This is a genomic window from Belnapia sp. F-4-1 (assembly GCF_000802185.1).
Classification (GTDB): domain Bacteria; phylum Pseudomonadota; class Alphaproteobacteria; order Acetobacterales; family Acetobacteraceae; genus Belnapia.
Genome location: NZ_KN676116.1, coordinates 26,303 through 46,214, shown reverse-complemented (window position 1 = coordinate 46,214; position 19,912 = coordinate 26,303). Strand labels below are relative to the sequence as shown.

Genomic DNA, 19,912 nt, shown 5'->3' with positions numbered 1-19,912 from the left:
CTGCCGTCACCCGGCTGCTACGCGGCGAGCCGCTGGAGACCGTAGCCCGGGACCTCAACGTTACCGTCGCTCGTCTGAGCGAGTGGCGCGACCGCGCCCTGGTCGGGGCGGAGGCGGCGATGAAGGAGCGCGAGCGCGACAGCCGCGATGAGGAGTTGCTCCGGCTTAAGGCCAAGCTCGGCGAGGTCACCATGGCCAACGAGCTGCTGGAGCAGAAGATTGCGGCTCTGGAGGGCGGGCGCCCTTTGGGCCGACGGAGGTCGAGGCGATGAGCCAGGCTGTCTCGCCGGCCACAGACCGCGCCTACGGCCTGGCCCGGGTCGCCCGGGTCTGGCGGCTCTCCCGTGCCACGGTCTACCGCCACCGTGCGGCGCCCGACCCCACGGCGCCGGCCGGGCCAACACGCCGGGGCCCGGTAGGTGCCTGCTCCGATGCCGCGTTGCTCGAGCACATCCGCGCCCAGATCCTTGGCTCGCGCCTGCATGGTGAGGGCTACCGCAAGATCTGGGCCCGGCTGCGCCATGCCGGCATCCGCACCTCGGCTCGCCGGGTCCGGCGCCTCATGGGCCAGCACGGCCTGCTCGCGCCACACCGCGTCGGCCGTCCCGAGCAGCGCGCCCATGACGGCACGATCACCACCACCGCCGTGGATGCAATGTGGGGGACCGACATGACCGAAACCGTGACCGTAAAGGAGGGCCGGGCTCGGGTGTTCGTCGCTGTCGACCACTGCTCCGGCGAGTGCGTCGGCAACCATGCCGCGCGCTCCGGCAACCGCTTCGAGGCACTCGAGCCGATCCGGCAGGGTGTCCTGCGCCACTTCGGCCGCATCGAAAAGAACGCAGCCAAGGGTCTCGCTCTGCGCCACGACCATGGCTCCAACTACATGTCCGGCGACTTGCAGGACGAGATCGCCTTCCTCGGCATCGAGAGCTCGCCCTCCTTCGTCCGCCAGCCCGAGGGCAACGGCGTCGCCGAGCGCTTTATCCGTACCTTGAAAGAGAACTTCCTCTGGGTGCACACCTTCGACACCATCGAAGAGCTGCGCCGCGGGCTGCAGGACTTCGTTGCCCACTACAACGCCACCTGGCTCGTCGCCATGCACGGCTACTGCACCCCGAATCAGATCCGCGCCGAGCAACGCGGCCTTGCTCAGTGCCTACCTACCCATCTACCCTTGGCCGCCTGAACAGCGCAGTCAGCTGTCTCAACAACCGGGCGCACTACACCAGGTGCTGTCGCAGCGGATCGTGGTCCGCCGTGGATCGGCCGCCGTGCCACACCAGGGCGGCACGGACGACGGTGTTGCACCAGAGGTGGAACTCGGGCGAGAGGTAGCGGGCATAGGCCAGGGCAAGCTGCCAGTGCGCCCAGGTGCCGCCGTGGCGGCCGCGGGCGGTGGCAACGAAGCCATCGGGGTCGAGGCGGATAATATCATCCTGGATGATATTTTGGCTGGCCTCCCCATCGGGGTCGGTCCAGTGCGTCTGGGCGTGGGTGCGAAAGCGCGTGGTCTCCTCGAGGACCAGCCAGTGGTTGGGGCGCCGGTACTCCGGGCAGCCTGCCGCCCGCCACATGTCGGTCAGGTTCAGCATGGTGCCGCGGAGGCGGATGGGTTTGCCATGGTAGCTGAGGATGCTGATGGGGGTCATGGTGATCTCCAACAGGGTTTCGGCCTTGCTCAAGGGTCCGCTGCGGTCGGCTCGGAGCTGCCGAGACCGGTTGGGGAGGGGCGGCACAGCCCGGCGTACCGCCGAGGCGGATGTCGGGCTGGCGCCCCACGGTGATGGTGGACGTGGTCAGGCTCGACCCTTAGGCCGGCATCGCCCTGCCACCGCTGGCAGGGATAGGGTTTGCAGAAGCGGCCGGCTCAGTGCCGGATGCGCGGTGCCGGGCAGCCAGGGACGTCGAGGTGACGCCCTGGAGGCCTGCCCAGATGCGGGACAAGGGTAGCCGAGAGACAGAAGACCCAACCCTGAGCTCGGTCGGGGACGACGCGGACCAGCCATGGGGCACCCGTTGGGATGCGCTGGGGCGGTCCGGCAAGCGACCGGCTTGTGCTCGACCCGCGAGTTTGAAAGCGGCGCTATGCCATCAGGGGAGCGAGGGCGCCGTCAGGGTCATGCCTCTCGTCCACCACAGATGGGGATGGTGCGATCTAATTTCAAAATCGTAATGAAACAGGGCGGTACGCACCCTCCCCGCGCGCGAAGGAAATGCTGCGTACCCCCTGCGTACCTCCGCGCCCAACCCACTCCCCTTGGCCTCCAGGAGGTCGGTGGCAGCCCCATCCTCCAAGCCCATCGCGCGCATGCGGCACAGCCCCAAGGCAACAGGCAGGAGGCTACGTTCTGGGGTCCAAGAGCCTGATCAGGCTGTTCGCCGCCGCGCCGTCATGTGTCGTCTCCCAGGGCATCGAGGTCGACTTGTTGGATCGAAAACCAGACCGGCTCGGGGCTGCGCGCGGCGGTCCGCAGAATGGGCTTGGCAGCGGACAGCAATTCGTCGAGCGAGCGGAAGGGGTGCACCGCCTCCTCGCCATCGCTGCTTCGCATCAACAGGGCATACCCGGTCTTGCCCACCCGTGGCGGTGATGCTGGCGCCGCCGGCTTTGCTGCGGCCCCACCGCGTCCGGTGCGGGCGGGAGCAGGCGGCCTCGGCGGTGGGCCTTGCGGGTCAGGTACGCGAGATGCGGCGGGCGGTGGCGCGCTTGGCTCGGCCGGTCGCAGACCCAGCGCCGTGGAGGCCGGCGGGGGTGGTGGGACCGGGTCGACCGGCGTCGGCGGCAAGGCATCAAATAGGTCGGCCGAAGTGCCGGGCATGGCTGGCGGCAAAGGATCGGCCTCCGCCTCCACCTTGGCGTGATCCTGAGGAGGCGCGGCCGCGCTGGTGTCTCCAGCCCCCTGGCGGCGGATCTTGGTCAGAATGGCGTAGATGTTGGCGGGGGTGCAGCCATAGGCGGCGGCGACCTCGGCCACCTTCTGCCCCTCGAGGTCGACCCGGCGGACAATCGTCGCATGCTCCTCGCGCGGGATCCGCGGCATACCCCCTCCCCCAATGGCTTGACCGTCGTTGAGCGGCCAAGGAATGCTGGTTGAGCCGGCACCTACCACCGGGTGCGGCCGATTCAAATTTGAATTCGAGCTATCCGACCAAGTCAGCTTGGTTATGCAGGCGCCACAGCCAAGCCTGCCGTCTAGTGGATGGTTGGCGCGACCGCGGCGCTCCCCACTGGTTCGCAGCCTCCCTGCGCGCGTGGGAAATGCTGCGAACCCACCTCCCCCCTGAGCACCTTGGGCCGCTTCCTCCCCTGGGTCAGGAGCGCCGGCGGACAGCGGATGGACGCCTCGGCGGGCGATCGGTGCTGGTCGATAGTTGCCCCCGCGCGGGTGGCAACATCGTCTTCGGCCTGATAACGCAGAGCGCGGTCGACGACGACACAACGTTGATCATGGCGAACAATCACATCATAAACGCCTCCCTCTATATCGCACACCGGGCAAGCCATTGAGAACCTGACCTTGATCGCGCAGTTCAGCGTGGCGGGCTTCGCCTTTGTCACCCATTCCAGCGACCACCTGAAAGCCCTGGCCGATTTGATGGCCCCGGCGCGCACCTGGCCAAACGAACTGGCTTTCGGCACCGGCGGCAACGGCTATCCAGTGCATTTGACGACTAAGTTGCTGAGGGCGTGCGTTGGGGCGTTGGCGTACAGCACTGCGATTATAGCAATCCAGCAGTCCCCTGCGAATGCAGATGGTGATGCTTGCCTGCTATGTAGCCCAGAACGTCAATAATAACCCCAGCGGCAACCACAAGCCTGGATGGGTGGCATTGGCAACGCAGCGCCAAGCTTTGGAGCGCGAACGCAGGGATGAGATCGCACCATAGCGCTCCACGCCGTCGCCTCCGACGGCCAAGGTATGCAGCATCAGTGTGAAGCCAGAGATTCCCCACCACAGTCCGACGCCGAGCAGCAGGTCCAGCAGGACCAGTGCTGCCTCCTCAGCCCAGGAGGCGGGCTGAACATCATCGGACCATGCCAACAGAGCGCCTGAGGCGACTCCCAGCGTAGCAAATGTGATCATGGCTCCGAACACGGTTAGAACCTCGTTGCCACGGCGCATGACGACGCGCCGAGCCTAAGCCTGAGATCCTGTCCATTGCCATCTGTTTTCAGTTAAACTTGGCGAAGTCGACGCCAAAGACCGGGCCATTTCGGTCAACGCTTCCTGCTACCTTTCAGCTAGTGCAGTGACACAGACGGACGATTCACGCGCCTACTGAGGCATGCCAAGCTGGGCAGATGGCCCAGGAAGTATGCGTCATTGTCGACGCTGGTGATCGTGCGCGACTGGCGGCGATCACCTCTGACCGGAACCGCCCGCAGAAGCACGTCCAACGTGCTCGGATCATCCTGCTGTCCGCCGACCGGCTCTCCGTTGCTGAGATTGCCCGTCAGGCTGCGGCAAGCCGACCGGCGGTATGGCGCTGGCAGGCGCGCTACGCGTTGGCCGGTGTGGACGGCCTGCTGCGCGACAAGACCCGCCCACCTGGCAGGGCGCCGGTGCCGACCGCAACCGTGGCGAAGGTGCTGGCGCTCACCTGCTCGGAGCCGCAGGGTCAGGCCACGCACTGGACCGGCCGGGCGATGGCGCAGGCCAGCGGCATCAGCCTGCGCTCAGTGCAGCGCATCTGGGATACCCACCGGCTGCAGCCGCACCGCCTGCGCAGCTTCAAGCGCTCCAACGATCCGGCTTTCGCCGAGAAGGTCGAGGACATCGTCGGCCTCACCATGGATCCGCCGATGCACACCGTGGTGCTGTCCATTGATGAGAAGTCGCAGATCCAGGCGCTTGACCGTACCCAGCCTGGCCTACCCCTCAAGCCCGGCAAATGCGGCACCATGACCCACGACTACAAACGCAACGGCGTCACCACCCTGTTCGCCGCGCTCAATGTCCAGGATGGCACCGTGCTGGGCCGCTGCATGCCACAGCACCGGCACCAGGAGTTCGTCCGCTTCCTTAACGCCGTGGAACGCGCCGTGCCCGCGGGTAAGCTGATCCACGCCATCGCCGACAACTACGCCACCCACAAGCATCCCAAGGTCCGCGCCTGGCTGGAGCGGCACCCTCGGTGGGTGTTCCATTTCACGCCAACCTCAGCCTCCTGGATCAATGCCGTCGAGGGCTTCTTCTCAGCGTTGAGCCGAAGGCGCCTGCGACAAGGCGTATTCCAATCCGTCGCCGATCTCGAGCAGGCCATCGCCCGCTACATCCGCGAGCACAACGCCACGTCGAGCCCATTCGTTTGGACCAAGCCCGCCGGTACCATCCTCGCCAAGCTCGACCGGCTGCCTGCATCATCCGAATGAGTCACTGCACTAGGCGCAGCGCCATCTCCGCCGTGATGGCACGCCGTCCGCCGAGGATCGCCGTGATGCGGTTGGCCGGCACGCGCAGCGCGAGGGCCAGCGCATGCGCCGACAGGCCCAGCGGCTCCAAGAACTCGTGCCGCAGCACCTCGCCGGGATGGACGGGGCTCAGGCGCTCGCCGCTGTCCACCTCGGCCAGGTCCACGCGACCGGCATCGAGGTCGCTGCGGGCAATAGGCCCTGTGGTCTTCCTGCGGGGCATCACGCGTGTCGTCATGGCGAGCCTCCTCAATGGTAGTCCACGATCTCGACCCCATGCGGCCCATCCTCGCGCCAGAGGAAGACCAGCCGCCACTGCCCATTGATCCGGACGGAATATTGACCGGCGCGGTCGCCGCGCAGGGCTTCCAACCGGTTGCCGGGCGGCACGCGCAGATCGTCCAGCCGCTCCGCCGCATCCAACATCGCCAGCTTACGGCGCGCCGCCTGGGCCAAGTCCGCGCCATGCTGCGGGGCAGACCACCCTGGAAGACGAGCGCGGTCGCCTTGTCGCCGAAGCTCCGGATCACGCCGATACGTAGCGCGTCATACGCGGAGCATCAAGCGTAATGTCTCCAGGCGACGGAGGCGTCTGCGGCACCTCGACGGCCCAAGCCGAGCTCATCCGCGCGCAGCAGGGCATTGTCAACTTGGCGAACGTCATCCGAAATGACCACAATTTTCCATCGTCGGGGTGGCAAAACGCGCAATGCGGCAGTTGAGACGCGGCCTGTCAGATAGCCAGTGTTGCGAAATTCCGTTTCGGTTTAGCGCAAGTTGACAATGCCTCACCAACAGGATCGCCGCGAAGCCTGTGGTAATCGCACGGAAAGTCCAAAGCGGAAGTTCCTGCAAGACGATGTGGAACAGCGGCCAGTTTGTGCCCCAGAGCAGCATTAACACGGCGAGCAGCGCCATCGCGCGGCCAATGGGACGAGTGGCGCTTGTCATTTCCATCGTCCTGGCAAGGCTGCGCTTCATAGTGCTAAATTTCCGATCTACTGTTGGCTGTAAAGGCAGAGCACCGCCGAGTGCGTCTTCTGCCGGCCGCTCTTCACCCTCACAGCACTGCAATCCAGCCAAGTCGCTGACACCAGTGATACGCATGTCCACTTAGAAAAACCATACGACGGCGAGGTTCAGTTGCCACCCCGCGGCCGCGAGGGCCCCCAGCCCTGCCACGAAACGGAGGGTTTCCAGGAACCGAGGAGTGTGGTGCACGGATGGGCTCGACTGACATTGCCAGGGTAGGATGGGGCCAGGGGGCATTGTCACGTAGCTGAGCGCTGGGTGGAATGAACTGGTTGAGCTAAGATGGTCGAATGTCGATCGAGCCCACCACCTACCCCGGCTACCGCTTCCCAGCCGAGGTCATCCACCATGCCATCTGGCTCTATTGTGAGAGTATCCAGGCCGCCTTGTTGCATCGGTCGCCGGCTTGGGTGACTGCGGGTAGGTGAGACCGGGGGGCGTCCCCTCCCCTCCACCCTGCAGGAGCAGCCCTCTTGCCTTTCAAAGCGAATGCCGCTCGGCGCCAACACATCCCCAAGCAAAAGCACCGGGTCAACAACTGGGCCGAGTACGATGCGGGCCTGCGCGCCCGCGGCAGCCTCACGGTCTGGTTCACGCCGAAGGCAGTCGAAGCCTGGAAGGCTGAGCCGCGCACTGGTCGGGGCGGGCAATCTGTGTGGTCCCGGGATGAGGTGGTGCGGGTTGATTTTGAAGCCCGACTGATCCTTGGTCGAGGCATCACAGATGGCCTGGAAAGGTGTTCGCCATCGCAGAGCCTTGAGGTGCTTGGCGAAGTTGTAGGCTTGGACGAAGGCCAAGACGTGGACCCTGAGAGCATCGAGGTCAGGGTAGTGGAAGGCCTTGATGGTGGCCTCTTTGACGGTGCGGTTCATCCGCTCGGCTTGGCCATTGGTCCAAGGATGATAGGGCTTGGTGAGCTTGTGCTTGATGCCGTGCTCGCGGCAGACGCGGTCGAAGATGTGGCTCATCCACTGGGCGGTAGGCCCATCGCGGTACTTCGGCAGGTCGGCGAAGGCCATGCCGTTGTCGGTGAGCACGGTGTGGATAGCATAAGGGAAGGTGGCCACGACCTCGCAGAGAAAGGCGGCACCGTTCAGCTTGGTCGCGGCCGGCAGGAAAGCGACGTGGGTGAACTTCGAGACCCGGTCGATGGCAAGAAACATGAAGAGCTTGCCCTCGGCCAGGCGCAGCTCGCAGATGTCGATATGGACATAGCCGATTGTGGTCTCGGCGAAACGCTTGCGCTTGGAGGCTGCCTCTTCGTCACGCGGCAGGCGGGAAATGCCGTGGCGCTCCAGACAGCGATGGAGCGCGCTGCGGCTGAGCTTCGGAATGGCGTCGCGCAGGCTGCCCATGACGTCATCGAGCGGCAGCAGGGCACGGCGCCGGAACTCGACGACGATGGCCTCCTCGGCCTCCGTCAGTACGGAGCTACGAGGCTGACGTGGCCCCATGGGAGCGTCAGCGGTAATCTGCCGGGCGCGCCACTTGGCGACGGTTTTAGGGTTCAGGCCGTATTGGGCGGCGAGGGCGCGGGTCGACGCTTGCGCCGCTTGGAGTTTGGCTCGAACTCGCGGCGTCGTTCGGGCTGAGCCGTGAGGACCTGCTGCCAAAGGGCGTCCTCCTGGTCACGAGAGAACGCACCACCACACCCCGGGACTGCACACCTAGCGCGCACCACATCTGCCGCATCCAGGCGGCGGCCTCGGCTTCAAGCGGGAGTGTCACGGCATAGGGCATCAGGCAGCCTACCAGAATACGGCGCCATGCCCGGCCCACTTTGGTCCGCTTCCCACCGAGGGTGTGTGGAAAGACGGCTGATCAGGTTGCTGCGACCGTTCGAGGACCGCGTGTACAAGCCGTCAGATGTGATGGACGTGGGAGGAGACCGTATCGGGTGTTCAATCCGATGATCTCCGGCGCCGCATCCGCGTAGACAGCCGTATGTTGGAAGGCGTCCAAGCAGGACTGGATGAGGGCGCCCCCTACACCTCTGCGTCGGAAACTCGGCGCTACCGCTACCTCGACAAGGTAGGTGACCAGCACTCCATCGCTCAGTGCGCGTGCGTATCCCGCGAACTCCCCTTCCCAATCAGCCAAAGCGATCCAGGCGGAACCCGCAAAGGCCAGACCGACACGCCGTCGCCCATCCTCGTCATCCTGCCCCCACCCGAGCTGCGCCCACAGGCGGGCAACCCTCGACAGATCGTCCGAAGTAGGGGTGTGACGGATGTGTAGAGCGTGGGTCGGGGCCATGAACCACACGATAAACTCTTGTCCGAAGTGATGCCGCTGGTCGATTCTGGGCGGCAGAAAGCGCGGGATCGAGAGCATGGGACGCTACGTCGAGGGCTGGAACCGGAGCCAGAGCTTTCTGCTGCCCGAGAGCGTCGACGACTACGTGGGCGAGGACAACCCGGTGCGGGTGGTCGACGCGTTCGTGGACGAGTTGGATCTTGCCGAGCTGGGCTTCGGCCGCGCCACGCCCGCCGACACCGGCCGCCCTGCCTACCATCCTGCCATGCTGCTCAAGCTCTACCTCTACGGCTACCTAAACCGCGTGCCCTCCAGCCGTCGTCTGGAGCGCGAGGCGCAGCGCAACCTCGAGGTGCTGTGGCTCACTGGCCGTCTTGCACCGGACTTCAAGACCATCGCCGATTTCCGCCGGGACAATGGCCCGGCCATCAAGGCAACCTGCCGCCACTTCGTCCTGCTGTGCCGTAAGCTCGACCTGTTCTCCGACAGCCTGGTCGCGATCGACGGGAGCAAGTTCAAGGCGGTGAACGCCCGCGACAAGACCTACAGCCAGTCCGTCATCCAGCGGCGGATGGAGCAGGTGGAGGCCAGCGTCGCCCGCTACATGGCGGCGCTCGACACCGCCGACCGGCACGACCCCGGCGTGCCCACCGCCAAAGTCCGGCGCTTGCGGGAGAAGCTGGACCGGCTGCGCGAGCAGATGCGGCACCTGCGCGAGATGGAGGTGGTGGTCGCGGCCGCGCCGGACGGCCAGGTCTCACTGACCGACCCTGACGCCCGCGCCATGACGACGTCGGGCCGTGGCACCACCGTGGTTGGCTACAACGTGCAGGCGGCCGTGGACACGACGCACCATCTGATCGTGGCGCACGAGGTCACCAACGCCACCAGCGACCGCGCCCAGCTCGCTCCCATGGGCCTGCAGGCCCAGGAGGCGACGGGCCGGACGACGCTGACCGTGCTGGCCGACCGTGGCTACTTCGCCGGCCGCCAGATCGTCGCCTGCGAGGAGGCCGGGATGGTGACCTACGTGCCCAAGCCATACACCTCGGGCGCCAAGGCGGATGGCCGGTTCGGCAAGCAGGATTTCGTCTACGTGCCGGGGCAGGACGCCTACCGGTGTCCTGCCGGCGAGACCATGAAGTGGTGGTTCAACCGCGTCGACGAGAACGGGATGACGTTGCGGCACTACTGGACTACCAAGTGCCCGGAATGTCCGATCAAGGCCCAGTGCACGCCGGCCAAGATGCGTCGAGTCACTCGCTGGGAGCACGAGGGCGTGCTGGACGCTATGCAGAAGCGCCTTGGCCCTGCCCCGCTCTCACGGACACCCCAGATAGGCTGAAGGGCCTGAGAGGTGTCGATGGCGGAGAGCAACAAACAGCGTCGGTTGTTTCCGGAGGCGTTCAAGCTCGAAGCGGTGGCCGCAATCCGTGGTGGCCGCTCGGTTTCGGCGGTGGCGGCCGAGCTTGGCTTGCCGGACCGGCTGGTACGGACTTGGCTGCGCTGGGCAGAGGGCCGCACAGCGACAGAGAGCGGCGCGCCGGCGCCGACGCCCCCCAAAGAGCAGGCTGCGCCGGCGCGCCGCGTGGGCCCGAGCCCGGCCGACCAGGCGGCGGAGATCGGGCGGCTGCGACGTGAGCTCGATCGGGTCCGGATGGAGCGCGACATTTTGGGAAAAGCTGCGCTCATCTTCGGCCGGGCGACGGGCCGGAGATGAGCTATGCCTTCATCCGCGAGCATGTCGCCGACTTCCCCATCCAGATCATGTGCGAGGTGCTGGGGGTGAGCCGGAGTGGCTACTACGCCTGGGCCAGCCGGCCGGAGAGTGCGCGGGCGGCCGAGGACCGGGCGGTGGCGGCCGAGATCCGCACCGCGCACGAGCCAGCCGGGGTCGCTACGGTAGCCCGCGCGTGCATGCCACCCTGCGCAGCCATGGCCGGCGGGTTGGCCGCAAGCGGGTGGTGCGCCTGATGCGCGGCATGGGCCTGTCGGCCAGGCGCCGGCGGCGGTTCCGCCGCACCACCGACAGCGCGCATGCCTATCCGGTGGCGCCGAACCTGCTCGGGCGCGATTTCACTGCCAGCGCGCCGGATCGGGTCTGGCTGGCTGATTTGACGTATATCTGGACTGCTGAAGGCTGGTTGTACCTGGCCGTGGTGCTCGACCTGTTCTCCCGCCGCGTCGTGGGCTGGGCTATGACCGACCATCTCGGCCACGAGCTCGCGCTCGCCGCGCTCGACATGGCCATTGCGCGTCAGCGCCCTGCACCCGGCCTGACCCATCACTCGGATCGTGGGGTGCAATTCGCAGCTTACGAGTACCGCAAGCGATTGCAGCAGCACGGCATGCTCTGCTCCATGAGCCGCAAGGGAGATTGCTGGGACAATGCGCCAATGGAGAGCTTCTATGCCACGCTGAAAGGCGAACTCGTCGAACAGTGCGACTACCTGACGCGCGATGAAGCTACTGCTGATGTGTTCCTGTTCTTGGAAGGCTGGTACAACCGACGCCGCTTGCATTCGGCTCTGGGCTATCTCACACCAGAGCAGAAGGTCGCGGCGTTCCATGCGGCTGCTTCAGTCGCGTAACGCTGTCCGTGAAGGCGGGGCAAGGCCACCGAGCCATCGGAAACCGGCTCTGCGTCTTGAGCCGGTGCTTGGCCAGCAAAGTCCGCTCAGGGTCAGATGCAGCTGTAGCGCTGCTGGGCAGACGCGAGCAGCGGGCAGTGGAGCTAACCTGCCCCCAACGGAGCTTACCGCATGTGAGGCCCGGCATAAGTCGCATGACGTAACTTCGCTTGTTTGACCTGACCCCCTAGAAGCGATCCGCCGGTAATGTGATGCCGGCGAGCCGCGGAGGGTTTGAGATGGCAAGGAAGCATCACAAGCCGGAGGAGATCGTGGCCAAGCTGCGGCAAGTCGAGGTGTTGCTGGCGCAGGGCAAGACGGCGTCCGAAGCGGTGCGCACGATCGGGGTGACTGAGCAAAGCTACTATCGGTGGCGGAGCGAGTACGGCGGTCTGAAGCTGGACCAGGTGAAACGCCTGAAGCAACTGGAGCAGAAGAACGGCAGGCTTCGCAAAGCGGTGGCGGACCTGACGCTTGAGAAGCTGGTGCTGAAGGAAGCTGCGTCGGGAAACTGGTAAGCGCCGCACGTCGTCGGGGTTCTGTCAGATCTCGCGCCAGTAGGGTCGTTTGGCGGGCTGGCGCCGGGCTGGTAGGCTTCTGGGTCAGCGGAGTGGGATCCGAGAATGGACTGCGTGGCCTGCGGCTCCGCTGCTGTGACGGAGCGGCCGGAGCGCACCGCCCGGGGCTATCGCCGGTTCCGCTGCCGAAACTGTGGCCAGCAGTACAATGAGCGCAGCGGAGGCGTGCTGAACCACACCCAGTACCCGTCGGATATGATTGCCCTCGTGGTGCTATGGCGCCTGCGTTACCGGCTGACCCTGCGCGACTTGGCCGAGATGTTTCTCCAGCGCGGCTTCATCTTCAGCCACGAAGCCGTCCGTGATTGGGAGGCGAAGCTCGCACCGGTGCTGACCGATGAGCTCCGTCGACGCCGGCACGGCAAGGGCGGCGCCCGTGGCCGACGCTGGCACGTGGATGAAACCTACCTGAAGGTTGGCGGCCGGTGGGCGTATCTGTACCGAGCCATTGACCGCGACGGCAACCTTGTCGACACCATGCTGAGCGAGCACCGGGACTTGGCAGCGGCGCGGGCCTTCTTCCGCTCGGCAAAGTCGGTCACCGGTCAGGTCCCCGATCAGATCACCACGGACGGTCACGGCTCCTACCCACGAGCCATCCGATCAACGCTCGGCCAGCGGGTTGTCCACCGCAACAGCGCCTACAAAAATAACAGACTTGAACAAGATCACCGGGGCGTGAAAGGCCGCATACGGTGTATGCGTAGCTTCAAGAGTTTCGATTTAGCGAGGCGATTCTGTCGAAGCTTCGACGAGCTCCGCAACTTTCTGCGCCTCCAGACCCGTCACAATCAGTCTGTCTCAGCCAAACGTCGTCGCCTACTTCTCCACCGCCGTGCCATCACTGCGCTCGCTATTCTCGACGCGGCATGACCGGAACCGGCCAGCATCTCACATCGTTAGGTTTGGCGTGAGCGCTGACAGAACCGTGCTAGCTGGCAGAGAGGCCGATGACGGCTCGCAGGTCGGTCCCCTGCTTGAGCAGGTCGATGGTTCCGTGGCGTCCTTCACCGGCGACGGTGCCTACGATCGGGACGACGTCTACGCCGAGGTCGCGGCACGCTACCCGGACGCGGCCGTGGTCGTACCAACACGCGCCAGCGCTGTGCCGAGTGAAGCTGCGCGGTCAGCGCCGACGCAGCGGGACGCGCATCTCCGATGTATTGTCGAGCGAGGCCGCATGGGTTGGCAGAGGGCCTTGGGGTACAACTGGCGTGCTCTGGTAGAGGCCGACGTCTCGAGACGGAAGCGCGTCATCGCTGACGGGCTACGCTCCAGACGGACCGACGGCAAGCGACCGAGGTGGCCATCGCTGCGAAGGTGCTGAACCATATGCTCGAGCTCGGACGGCCGGAGTACGTCCGCATCGCGTAATCCAAATATCGGTAGGAACCAGCATGTCTACACCGCTGACCCATGCAACACGGCGGGGCTGCCCGCCCCGGCCGGTGCGCGGCCCGGCTTTCCAGGCCTCAACCACCTCCGGCGTGAACCAGACGGTGAGGCTGCCGCGGGCCCGCAGGCCGGCGTCGTACTCGGCCCAGTTGGTCACCCGGTGCTTCTGCTTTGGGACGTGATGGCGCCGAGCGGCGTTCGTTTTGAACGGCAAGAGGGATACCCCTGCAGGATGAGGGAAACCCGCCCCACCCTCACCTTACCCGAAGCCACTCAGGCGGACGACCGAGGCAACAAGGTCTTGCTGATCGGCACAACAGGGCGGACGAGACAGAGAAGACAAGTGAGGCGGATCGAACGGAAAGGCCGGGCGCGGATTTCCGCGCCCGGCCGTCAGGCATCAGCCACCGTAGATCAGGGAACCACTGTCCCAGTTCACGTCGATGTTGCTGCCGACCAGGACGATGTGCATGTCTGCGACATCGTCGAACTGCCCATTTGCATTGGCAACATCGACCAGAATGCGGCTGGCTGTGACCACGTCGCTGCCGTCGTAGTTCAACACCTGAACGTTCTTCTCGTAACGGATCGCCAGCCCGAGATCACCCGCGTCGACAGCTGCTGCATTGGCGGAGCTATTGCCGAGGAACTGAACATCGCTCGTGCCTGAGAACTGAATTTTGTCACCCAGGCTGAAGTTCGTGACGTAGTCGCGCACGGACTGAGTGGTGCCCGACTCTCCAATCAGCGCCGACCGGATCGAGCCCTGATAGATGAAGGTGTCAAAATCCTCGCTGCCGAACAGGTTGTCGCCACCCTGGCCGCCGGCGGCAATGTTGGCAGCCCGGTATATGGCCGAGGACCAAGCCGTGTTGTTCCCGGTGTCACCGGTGTAGATTATGTCCTTGCCATCGCCTCCGTTGAGGTTATCGCCGCCGCTTCCTCCGTAGATGATGTCGTTGCCGCCGGCACCATTGAGGGAGTCCCCGTCGGCTCCGCCGTCGATCACGTCGCGGCCGCCGGAGCCCCGGATGTTCTGATAGCCCGCGTTACCCGTGACGTTCATGCTGTCACTGCCATTGTTGCGGACATTGAACAGTAAGAAGATGTACGAGTGACCGGGGTCGTAGCCATTCTGGGCGGCGTGCACATTGGCGGCCGTATCCGTCAGATGCACATGGTCGGCCTTAGTCACCCAGTTTGCAGAAGCATCCTCGTTGACATAGTTGGCGACTGATCCCTGCACGCCGTAGTAGGTGCGCTGTGACGTGGTGGCCGCGTTCCCACTGAACCCGTCGCTCACTGCCGTCCAGAACGCCTTCGCATCGGCCACGCCGAAGCTACCACTGACGGTGATGTTCGAAGCTTGTTGATCGCCCCCGACGTCGGCCGCCGCATTGCCCGTGATGAAACCGAGATGGTTGGCGCCGATCTGCGACAGCACGCCGGACGTGGTGTCGGAAATGCTGAAGCTGTAGTTCAGCGCCGTCGGTCCCGTCGTTTCCTGGTTGGCCGAGACAAAGCTGTGCACGTTCGCCGCGGTATCCTGGATGTTGCCGATGGTCGTGGTGCCGCTGTTGCCATAGGCAACGACAGCGCCCGCATCCGCCACGCTCATCACACCGGACTGCCGCCCGGTGACGTTGATGTTCTCCGCCGCGTCACGGACGCCGGAAGACAGACCGTCGACGGCCTGGAAGTAGTCCCGGATATCGTAACGCGCGTCGCCGCCACCATCCCGAGCGTGAATGATGTCGGCTTGGGCTGCATTCGCAGCACTGGTCGCCACCAGATGCACCGCATGGCGGATGGCAACGTCCGCGGCACTGTCCGGACGGGCGAGGGAGCTTGCGCTGTCGGTCACGTCATAGAGCGCACCGGCGTCGCGGCCGTAGATGGTGACTGCCTGGCTGACCGTGGCGGGGCCGGAGGCAGTGATGCTGTCCGCGTGAGTGACGATGTCGGCCGTCCCGAATGCCGCCAGGTTCACCGGAGCGTCCCTGAGGGTATAGGTCAGGTCCGAAAGCTCGACGGGACTGCCCCCGGCATCAACCAGATGAGCCATGCCGAGGAGGCGCTGCACCTCCGCCGTGGTCACCTCGCCGAGATTGTAGTCCGTAAGATGGATCGTTGTGGCATTCGACAGATAGCGGGACGCGTCCGCCCCCAGAAGCTGCTGCCAGCTGTCGGTGATCAGCGGGCTGCTTGTCGTGCCGGTGCCGTTCCAGGCGTCGATGGTCACGAGCTGTGCAATCGTCGCCACGTCGGTGACGGCGACGTTCGTCCCCGCACGGAGGTAGGTGCCATCATTGGCCGCTAGCAGGGCCGCGGTATCGCTGACCGAGTTGTATTCCAACGCACCCTGGTTGTTGGTGGCATCAATGATTGCAAGCTGCCCCAGCGTGGCGGCATCGGTGACCGTGATATCGGTGCCGTCCTTGAGGTAGGTGCCAGCATCGGAGACCAGATTCGCTGCCGTGTCGCTGACCGAAGCGTAGGTCAGCGTTCCGCTGAAGGCAGACTTCAGGGTGGTCAACTCCGCCAGTGGGACGGCCCCGACAACCGTCACGCTGGCGGCATGCGCCACCACGCCGGGCACCGCGCCACCAACAACGAAAGCGGAGGCCCCGTCCCTGAGGGCGTAGCTGCCGGCGATCTCCACAGTCTCGGCCTGCCCGACCTTCAAGGTCAGTGTCGCATGGTTCGCAACGACGAAACGGTCCACCGCTGCAAAGCTGGCCGTGCCGGAAATGTCTGCATCGCCGATCAGGGAGGCGGTCACATGCAACGCGGCGGAGAAGCCAGCCAGGTTGGTGGTTGCGAGCACGCCGGACAGTGTGACCTGGCCAGTGCCCGTGACGGCCTTGCCGTCCAGGGCCGATGCTGGCGCATTCAGATCGGCGTCGCCCAGGGTCAGCGTGCTCGCGTCATCGAGGCTGGGGATGGTTACGAACTGGCCCTCGCGGCTGAAGGTCGTCCCGGCCTCGGTCCGAGTGAGGGCGATCTCGCCCGTCGCCGTTCCTCCGAAGCTGAGTACACCGTTGCTAACGGTCACGGTGAAGCTGGGAAGGAAGGACGCCCGCGGCAGCACCGTGCCCTCGGGAACGATCACGCCCTCCGGCACGCGAAGCACGGCGCGGTCCAACGGGGTGAAGTCGGTCACGATCGCCGTGTCCGCCGCGGGTTGCCATCCCGCGGGTCCGATGAAGCTCGGGAAGAAGGGCGCCACGGCCACAACCCGGGTAAGCGCTGCCTCGGAGTCGCCCGCGGCGACGGCAGCGGTGAAGGTGGCGTCGTGAGCAAAGTCAGAAAGGCGCAGGCCGTTGCCGAGATCGCGGCCTTCCTTGAAACCGGAGGTCAGCAGATGCGTGAGGGCACCGATGGTGCCGGCCTCGACTGCAGCGCGGACGTCGGCGTTCGCATCGAGGTAAGCGGTTACGTTGATAGCCGCGGCCGGAGAGCGTTGTTCTGCTATTCCGAACTCCAGGAAGTGCTCGGTTGCGGTGATCGTGCCAGCCTCGACGGCCGCACGCACATCGGCGTTCTGAGAGAGGTAGAATTCGGCATTGAAGACCGGCGAAGGGCTGCGTCCTTCGTGAATGCCGAACTCCAGGAAGTGCTCGGTTGCGGTGATCGTGCCAGCCTCGACGGCCGCACGCACATCGGCGTTCTGAGAGAGGTAGAATTCGGCATTGAAGACCGGCGAAGGGCTGCGTCCTTCGTGAATGCCGAACTCCAGGAAGTGCTCGGTTGCGGTGATCGTGCCAGCCTCGACGGCCGCACGCACATCGGCGTTCTGAGAGAGGTAGAATTCGGCATTGAAAATCGGCGAAGGGCTGCGTCCTTCGTGAATGCCGAACTCCACGAAATGCTCGGTTGCGGTGATCGTGCCAGCCTCGACGGCCGCACGCACATCGGCGTTCTGAGAGAGGTAGAATTCGGCATTGAAAATCGGCGAAGGGCTGCGTCCTTCGTGAATGCCGAACTCCACGAAATGCTCAAAGGGGTTCATCCCCGCTGCCGCAACGTCCGGGTTGGCCACCAAGTAGTAGCGTGTATCGAAAAGAGCATTTGGGTTAAGACCGATTTGCCATCCGAAGGTCGCATAATGTTCCGCAGCGCTTAGGACGGAGATTTCAGCATTGGGATAGTGCTGAAAATAGTAGCCGGCATCCACCTCAAGCGGAGAGGGAAGAGGGCGATTAGGCATCAAGCATCCTCTGGCGATTGAAGTTACTGCTTCCATGAATGTCGAACGCAAAAGTTGATTAAATGATAATATTACACTATCATTACATTTTCGGTCTTCGCTTGATGTGGGCTTTCTGTGCGGTGGCTTGGTGTGCTCGTCGCCAGAGTGACCATGCGATGATGCGGGAGGGCCGGATTTTCCGTTGGGCGAGGCGGATAGCTATGCGACGGACTTCCTGGATGGACCAGCGGACGAGTGCCCGCCCTCGCTTTGGTGCATGGATCGACGGAGTGGGCGTATTGAACCCTACCCGTGTTCCGCATCATGCGATGCGGACATACTCGGGGCGTCCGAGTTCCAGCATTCGGTTCAGCACTTTGGCGGCGATCACCACCTCGGTCGCCTGACACCCCTCAGTCTGGAAGCGTAGGCCATCACCGATGATGCGTTTCCATCGCGCGATGTCGGACTCCACCAGAGCACGCCAGCCATAGCCCGAGATCCGCTGCCAGCCCGTGCGGCCGCGCTCGGCGATACATCGTAGATGCGCATCACGCTGCGTCGGCGCGATCCCTGCGGCTTCACTTGGCACCGCATTCGCGCGTGGCGGCACGATGACCGCGGCCTCAGGGTGGCGGATCGCCACCGCGGTGTAGACGTCGTCGCGGTCATAGACACCGTCGCCGGTGAATGACGCCACGGGGCCATCAACTTCGTCGAGCAGCAGACCGACCTGGGAGCCGTCGTCAGCATCCCTGCCGGTCACCGCCGAGGCAACGATGTGGCCCGTGTCGGCGTCCGTGGCGAGGTGCAGCACCCGCCAAGCTCGGCGCCGCTTGCTGCCGTGCTTCTCCTCCAATCACTCGCCCAAGCCACAGAGCTTCAGCCCCGTGCTGTCCACCAGCAGATGTATCGGCGCGCTCCCTACCTCTGGCCGCGGCACCACCAACGCCTCGGCCCGGCGGCTCAAGGTGCTATGGTCCGGCACTGGTGAGTCGAGGCCGAGCAGTTGCAAGACGGAGACGATCAGGCCCTCGGTTTGGCGCAGCGCCAGGCGGAACACGGCCCGCAGCGTCAGGGCTGTGGCGATTGCCAAGGCTGAATACAAGGGCTGCCCGCCACGGCCAGTGCGTGGCTCGGCCTTCCAGGCCTCCACCGCCTCCGGCGTGAACCAGACAGTCAGGCTGCCGCGAGCCCGCAGGCCGGCATCGTACTCGGCCCAGTTGGTAACTCGGTGCCGCTGCTTCGGAATGTGATGGCGCCGAACGGCCTTCAATTTGAACGGCATGAGGGGTGGCCCTGCATGGTGAAGGGGCCTCGCCCCGCCCTCACCCCTACCCAAAGCCACCGAGGCCGGCGACCGATGCAACAAGGCGCTTCCGCGCACCAACCGGAAAGCCAAGCGCTTAGCCTCCGTCCTACGGCGGCAGAAGACGCTGAGTAGTCGCTATGGCGCCCGCATGGCGCCTTGGGTCAAGCCGCTGATCTTCCTCTCAAAAGTAAGCCAAGTCCCCTCTCTCGGCCCCAAGACGGCAAAGCGGGTCGTCCTGCAAGGCGAACCGGGAAAGCCCGATGATCCCGGCGCCATCGGTACTCTGCTGCGCGCGGATGAGCTCGGCTTGGGCCGTCGAGGTGCCGCAGACGCCTCCGTCGCCTGGAGACATTACGCTTGATGCTCCGCGTATGACGCGCTACGTATCGGCGTGATCCGGAGCTTCGGCGACAAGGCGACCGCGCTCGTCTTCCAGGGTGGTCTGCCCCGCAGCATGGCGCGGACTTGGCCCAGGCGGCGCGCCGTAAGCTGGCGATGTTGGATGCGGCGGAGCGGCTGGACGATCTGCGCGTGCCGCCCGGCAACCGGTTGGAAGCCCTGCGCGGCGACCGCGCCGGTCAATATTCCGTCCGGATCAATGGGCAGTGGCGGCTGGTCTTCCTCTGGCGCGAGGATGGGCCGCATGGGGTCGAGATCGTGGACTACCATTGAGGAGGCTCGCCATGACGACACGCGTGATGCCCCGCAGGAAGACCACAGGGCCTATTGCCCGCAGCGACCTCGATGCCGGTCGCGTGGACCTGGCCGAGGTGGACAGCGGCGAGCGCCTGAGCCCCGTCCATCCCGGCGAGGTGCTGCGGCACGAGTTCTTGGAGCCGCTGGGCCTGTCGGCGCATGCGCTGGCCCTCGCGCTGCGCGTGCCGGCCAACCGCATCACGGCGATCCTCGGCGGACGGCGTGCCATCACGGCGGAGATGGCGCTGCGCCTAGTGCAGTGACTCATTCGGATGATGCAGGCAGCCGGTCGAGCTTGGCGAGGATGGTACCGGCGGGCTTGGTCCAAACGAATGGGCTCGACGTGGCGTTGTGCTCGCGGATGTAGCGGGCGATGGCCTGCTCGAGATCGGCGACGGATTGGAA

Annotated in this window: 11 protein-coding genes and 10 pseudogenes; 8 read left to right on the top strand and 13 right to left on the bottom strand. The window is 65.1% G+C overall.

The genetic code is table 11. From position 1 onward, the window contains the following. Window positions 1-1,189: pseudogene (locus LH62_RS27025) on the top strand (IS3 family transposase); the annotation flags it as partial. A 34-nt stretch (window positions 1,190-1,223) separates the two neighbouring features. On the opposite strand, the gene LH62_RS27020 reads toward LH62_RS27025, so the two are convergent. The 4 genes from LH62_RS27020 to LH62_RS30800 form a co-directional block, all read right to left on the bottom strand. Then, window positions 1,224-1,652, bottom strand: a complete 429-nt coding sequence (locus LH62_RS27020; protein ID WP_144404748.1) for a KilA-N domain-containing protein — start codon at window positions 1,650-1,652, stop codon at window positions 1,224-1,226. Window positions 1,653-2,393: 741 nt separating this feature from the next. Then, the gene (locus LH62_RS30810) at window positions 2,394-3,044 is read right to left on the bottom strand and encodes a hypothetical protein (protein ID WP_144404747.1); all 651 of its coding nucleotides are present in this window, start codon (window positions 3,042-3,044) and stop codon (window positions 2,394-2,396) included. Between the two features lie 152 nt (window positions 3,045-3,196). Continuing rightward, a complete protein-coding gene (locus LH62_RS32245; protein WP_236552713.1) occupies window positions 3,197-3,652 on the bottom strand; it encodes a hypothetical protein in 456 nt (151 codons plus the stop codon). A 121-nt stretch (window positions 3,653-3,773) separates the two neighbouring features. Further along, window positions 3,774-4,127, bottom strand: coding sequence for a hypothetical protein (locus tag LH62_RS30800; protein WP_144404746.1), 354 nt, complete (start codon window positions 4,125-4,127; stop codon window positions 3,774-3,776). Window positions 4,128-4,306: 179 nt separating this feature from the next. Between LH62_RS30800 and LH62_RS27010 the strand changes: the two genes are divergently transcribed. Further along, the gene (locus LH62_RS27010) at window positions 4,307-5,377 is read left to right on the top strand and encodes an IS630 family transposase (RefSeq protein WP_043367302.1); all 1,071 of its coding nucleotides are present in this window, start codon (window positions 4,307-4,309) and stop codon (window positions 5,375-5,377) included. A 1-nt stretch (window position 5,378) separates the two neighbouring features. Here LH62_RS27010 and LH62_RS27005 read toward each other — a convergent pair whose 3' ends face one another. From LH62_RS27005 to LH62_RS32820, 5 genes and pseudogenes are all read right to left on the bottom strand, one after another. After that, window positions 5,379-5,654, bottom strand: coding sequence for a HigA family addiction module antitoxin (locus tag LH62_RS27005; RefSeq protein ID WP_052215142.1), 276 nt, complete (start codon window positions 5,652-5,654; stop codon window positions 5,379-5,381). Window positions 5,655-5,665: 11 nt separating this feature from the next. Next, window positions 5,666-5,946: pseudogene (locus LH62_RS29855) on the bottom strand (type II toxin-antitoxin system RelE/ParE family toxin). A gap of 130 nt (window positions 5,947-6,076) precedes the next feature. Continuing rightward, complete coding sequence (locus tag LH62_RS30795; RefSeq protein WP_144404745.1) at window positions 6,077-6,397, bottom strand: hypothetical protein; 321 nt, start codon at window positions 6,395-6,397, stop codon at window positions 6,077-6,079. A 704-nt stretch (window positions 6,398-7,101) separates the two neighbouring features. Beyond that, window positions 7,102-8,061: pseudogene (locus tag LH62_RS26995) on the bottom strand (IS481 family transposase); the annotation flags it as partial. A 208-nt stretch (window positions 8,062-8,269) separates the two neighbouring features. After that, on the bottom strand, window positions 8,270-8,704 hold the full coding sequence (locus tag LH62_RS32820; RefSeq protein ID WP_369796848.1) for a GNAT family N-acetyltransferase: 435 nt from the start codon (window positions 8,702-8,704) through the stop codon (window positions 8,270-8,272). Between the two features lie 76 nt (window positions 8,705-8,780). Here LH62_RS32820 and LH62_RS26990 point away from each other — a divergent pair. From LH62_RS26990 to LH62_RS26970, 4 genes and pseudogenes are all read left to right on the top strand, one after another. Continuing rightward, window positions 8,781-10,022, top strand: a pseudogene (locus tag LH62_RS26990) (IS1182 family transposase); the annotation flags it as partial. Between the two features lie 45 nt (window positions 10,023-10,067). Then, window positions 10,068-11,295: pseudogene (locus LH62_RS26980) on the top strand (IS3 family transposase). Between the two features lie 278 nt (window positions 11,296-11,573). Further along, window positions 11,574-11,878, top strand: a pseudogene (locus tag LH62_RS26975) (transposase); the annotation flags it as partial. 79 nt (window positions 11,879-11,957) lie between these two features. Continuing rightward, the gene (locus LH62_RS26970; protein WP_043367299.1) at window positions 11,958-12,785 is read left to right on the top strand and encodes an IS6 family transposase; all 828 of its coding nucleotides are present in this window, start codon (window positions 11,958-11,960) and stop codon (window positions 12,783-12,785) included. A gap of 553 nt (window positions 12,786-13,338) precedes the next feature. Here the strand turns inward: LH62_RS26970 and LH62_RS30790 are convergent. The 3 genes and pseudogenes from LH62_RS30790 to LH62_RS26960 form a co-directional block, all read right to left on the bottom strand. Further along, a pseudogene (locus LH62_RS30790) lies at window positions 13,339-13,521 on the bottom strand (IS5/IS1182 family transposase); the annotation flags it as partial. 186 nt (window positions 13,522-13,707) lie between these two features. Then, window positions 13,708-17,517, bottom strand: coding sequence for a calcium-binding protein (locus tag LH62_RS28805; RefSeq protein ID WP_144404743.1), 3,810 nt, complete (start codon window positions 17,515-17,517; stop codon window positions 13,708-13,710). Between the two features lie 304 nt (window positions 17,518-17,821). Then, window positions 17,822-18,787, bottom strand: a pseudogene (locus LH62_RS26960) (IS5 family transposase). 415 nt (window positions 18,788-19,202) lie between these two features. On the opposite strand from LH62_RS26960, the pseudogene LH62_RS29845 reads away from it, so the two are divergent. Further along, a pseudogene (locus LH62_RS29845) lies at window positions 19,203-19,483 on the top strand (type II toxin-antitoxin system RelE/ParE family toxin). An 11-nt stretch (window positions 19,484-19,494) separates the two neighbouring features. Beyond that, on the top strand, window positions 19,495-19,770 hold the full coding sequence (locus tag LH62_RS26950; RefSeq protein ID WP_052215142.1) for a HigA family addiction module antitoxin: 276 nt from the start codon (window positions 19,495-19,497) through the stop codon (window positions 19,768-19,770). 1 nt (window position 19,771) lies between these two features. Here LH62_RS26950 and LH62_RS30785 read toward each other — a convergent pair. Next, window positions 19,772-19,912, bottom strand: a pseudogene (locus tag LH62_RS30785) (IS630 family transposase); the annotation flags it as partial.